Source organism: Microcystis sp. M53602_WE12 (genome assembly GCF_030065455.1).
GTDB classification, from domain to species: Bacteria; Cyanobacteriota; Cyanobacteriia; order Cyanobacteriales; family Microcystaceae; genus Microcystis; species Microcystis aeruginosa.
In genome coordinates, this window is the sequence record NZ_JASJFB010000778.1 from 1 (window position 1) to 3617 (window position 3617).

Consider the following 3617-nt stretch of genomic DNA (forward strand, 5'->3'; position numbering starts at 1 on the left):
CCCTTATAGAGAAAGGCATTTAGCGATTTTTGTCAATTGTTTTTGCTCTAGAGCGAACTAATCAATTAAGTCTCTTGCCAGATAAGGATTTAGTCGATTTATGCCCCCCTATCGAACCATACCAAGTAACGAAGAACCATAAGGGGGGTGCCGATGGGCGGCGGGATCTGACAATAAACCAGAGAGTTAAAGCTACTCCTCCAGCAATGCAAAGATTAACTATAATGTGAATAAAGGCTCGGTTATAAGAGGCTGGATAGAGAAAAATAAAGGCAATGGAAGGAATGGTTAAAGTTAAGTTAATACCAGCGAGAACATTTTTAATAACTATCGATGGTGACTTCTGAAAATATCCCCGAAAAATATTAACAAATATGTAGATAAACAGGCTGCCTGCTAGATAAATTCCTAGAGTTAGTTTGGTGAGTATAGAGAACCCACTGATCATACCAATAGCTATAGCCAAATAATTGATGTACTTTTGAAAAAAGTTATCAAAAGACATGAGTATCAAAAGGATAAATGTTATCTGATAATCAACAGTAAAGCCGATACTGTTGTAGGGATTTCCTACTAGGGTAGCAAAAATAATTGACAGCACAAAAACTATTTGATTGCTATAGTCCTTAATAAATAATAATCTGAGAATAACTACTGCTAATAGACAAAGGTGTATCAACCAGCGAAAATAGATAATTTGGGAAAAGTTGTGATTTAAAGATGTGCCATGAACCAGATAGCCTAGGGGTCCATAGGTGAAGATAATATCTTGTCCAAAAATTAACTGTTTATGGGCAGCATCACTAATAGCAAAAGCCCAAGAAGCATCTAAACCAATTTCTAGCCAATCAATAATAGGCAAATTTGCCAGAAAAAAGTAGGCAGTAATGATAATTAGTATTCCTTTGACGACTACAGGTGATTTGAAAGATTTTTTCTGCATAATTGTTCAGTTAAAAAATACCTTTTAAGTCCTTTTCATAGGTGTGAATCCAATCAAAAATATCTTGGATTAATTTTCTACCGTCTCGCTGGGGTTGCCATGCAGTTATAGAACTGATTTTGCGAGAATCAGTGATAAAAATTGGCATATCTCCGGTGCGATTTTCGGGAATTGCCTCAATCATGATATTATTGCCCGTGATTTCTTGACATAGTTTTGTGGTTTCGTAAAGAGACAAGGAAAAATCTTGCCCACCCCCCACATTAAAAGTCTGCCCTTTGAATTGTTCTAAATTAGCAATCTGAATATCGATTAAATCGAGTAAATCAGCTACATGAAGAAAATCTCTAACCTGTTTCCCTGTACCCCCATAACCGATATATTTTAAGGACTTCTGAAAGTAATGATTAGCCACCCAAAGGGCAAAAACTCCCTGATCAACTTTTCCCATTTGCCAAGGACCAGTTAAAACTCCACAGCGATTAATTAAAGTTCTTAATCCGTAGGCATCCCCATATTCATTAATAATCAATTCCGATGCTAACTTAGTGGAACCGTAGAGAGAACGGGGCAAATCTAAGGGAAATTGTTCACTGATACCAAAAGCAGAAACCCCGGGTAAATCTTGCTGTTCAGATAACTGAAAACGAGTATCTGTTTCTGTATAGTTTAATTGATTAAGATAGGCAATAGGATAAACTCTGCTGGTGGAGAGAAAAATAAAATCAGCTTGGGTTTGTCTAGCTAATTCTAAACAGTTAATCGTTCCAATTAAGTTGGTTTGCAAGACATAGCCGGGGGAAGTATAACCAGCTAAAACGGAAGGTTCTGCCGAACATTCTAGGATTAAATCCACTGGCAAAGCGGATGCTTCTAAGTCTTCCGCATTTCTGACATCTCCATGAACAAACTCAATTCCCGCCTGTTTGATACGGGGAATATTTAATTCAGAACCGCGACGTTTTAAGTTATCTAAGGCGATAATTTTCCAATCGGGATAACGTTGGGCTAATCCTAAACCTAAAGAACTGCCCACAAAACCCGCACCACCAGTAATTAACACTTGCCTAGTCATCAAAAATACTCCTCTAGATGATAATTATCAAACAACTTGATTCTTTTTCTGTTTGCGCTTATAGTCGCCTCTAGAAAGGTGTTTTTCTAACCAGATAGAGAGAACTATAAATAAATAACGACTGCCCATTTCCTTGAGTTTTAACTTGGAAACCCCCGTGGTACGATTGCGCCAAGTGATGGGAATTGTCGTATAGGAATATCCTCGCACGATTGCTTTTAAGGGCATCTCTACTGTTAAGTTAAAATGGTGAGACAGTAGAGGTGAGATTCCTTCGATAACATCCTTACGATAGATTTTAAAGGCGTTAGTGGTATCATTAAATTTTAGCCCAAATAAAACTTGAATGAATAGATTAGCCAAACGATTAATGAATAACTTGTGCATGGGATAATCAATAACTTTTCCTCCTTTGATAAAACGGGAACCAAAAACGCAATCGTAGCCTTCTTGGAGTTTATAATAATAGTCCACCATGTTATCGGGAGAGTCGGAATTATCTGCCATTACTACTGCCACTGCATCCCCGCTAAAATTTTCTAATCCACAGCGTACCGCAAAACCAAAACCGTTGGGATAATAGTTATTGATGTAGCGAATCCGAGGATTTTCTTGGTTGATTTTTTGCAGAACTGCTTCGGTGTTATCTTTGCTATTGTCATTAACCACTAGGATTTCATAATCAATTTTATCCCGTTCTAAACGTTCGGATATTAAGTGAGTAGTGCTTTCGATGCAATCTTCTTCGTTGTAAGCAGGGATAATTATTGATAGGGTTTTTACCCCATGGTTATCCCTTGATTGACGTGGGTGAGAGTAACCGTCCATCTCGAAAGCTGGTGCTAATCCTTCGGGATAGTACATTTCTGTCTCATTAGTCTTATTCTTGGGTTTAAAAACTAGGCTATCACTGGCAACATAGTTAATACTGGCCCCCACTAAAACCCCAATCATTGTGTTGACTCCGGGGCTAATTCCCAACCAATTTAAGAAGGGAAATATCAAAAAAACTCGCAGTAAAATTGCTAAACCTGCCGAGAGATGATAGAGAGGAAGTTGTATCAAAATCACATCTCTGATTGTCCAATCTCCCCCAGTCCACACCCAGATTCTATAGATAAAGAAACTAGCAATTAAAGATATTTCTATCGAAATAACATTAGCAACATTCTTCAGAAATGGGGTATTAAATCCCAAGTCATCAATGAACCAATAAATTAAGAACAAGTTAATTAAAAATGCCACTCCCCCAGCAATGAGAAATCGGAAAATTTTATTGTTGTAGATTTTAGTTAACATAAGGAACTCAACTCAATATAAATTACAGATAATTATCTCTTATTTACCGTGTCTTGTTGTGTATATATCACAACGTTTGTTAGAAAAAACGGGCTTGTCATTAGGATTATACAGGCTATTTAAATATTTTTTATCTTCTCGGTTTTCTCTTGTTTCGTTGCAAAAAACTATCGCATCAACTTGATGATTAGCTCTTGATAACTCGTAGAGAGCATTTTTTGATTCTTCCTCACTTGCTTTACTATAAATCATTAAGGCACGACGTTGACTGTAGTAAGGTATCAATGAATTCCAGTCACG

The 3617-nt window shown here is 37.1% G+C and carries 3 protein-coding genes and 1 pseudogene; all 4 read right to left on the reverse strand.

All coding sequences use genetic code 11. From position 1 onward, the window contains the following. Positions 1-61 precede the first annotated feature (61 nt). A complete protein-coding gene (locus PX482_RS28205; RefSeq protein ID WP_502888576.1) occupies positions 62-943 on the reverse strand; it encodes a hypothetical protein in 882 nt (293 codons plus the stop codon). A gap of 10 nt (positions 944-953) precedes the next feature. Then, entirely contained in the window at positions 954-2018 is a 1065-nt protein-coding gene (locus PX482_RS23935) for an NAD-dependent epimerase/dehydratase family protein (protein ID WP_288123122.1), read from the reverse strand. Between the two features lie 27 nt (positions 2019-2045). Then, positions 2046-3317: a glycosyltransferase gene (locus PX482_RS23940; protein ID WP_288059902.1), complete on the reverse strand. Its 1272-nt coding sequence runs from the start codon at positions 3315-3317 to the stop codon at positions 2046-2048. Between the two features lie 39 nt (positions 3318-3356). Beyond that, a pseudogene (locus PX482_RS23945) lies at positions 3357-3617 on the reverse strand (glycosyl transferase); the annotation flags it as partial.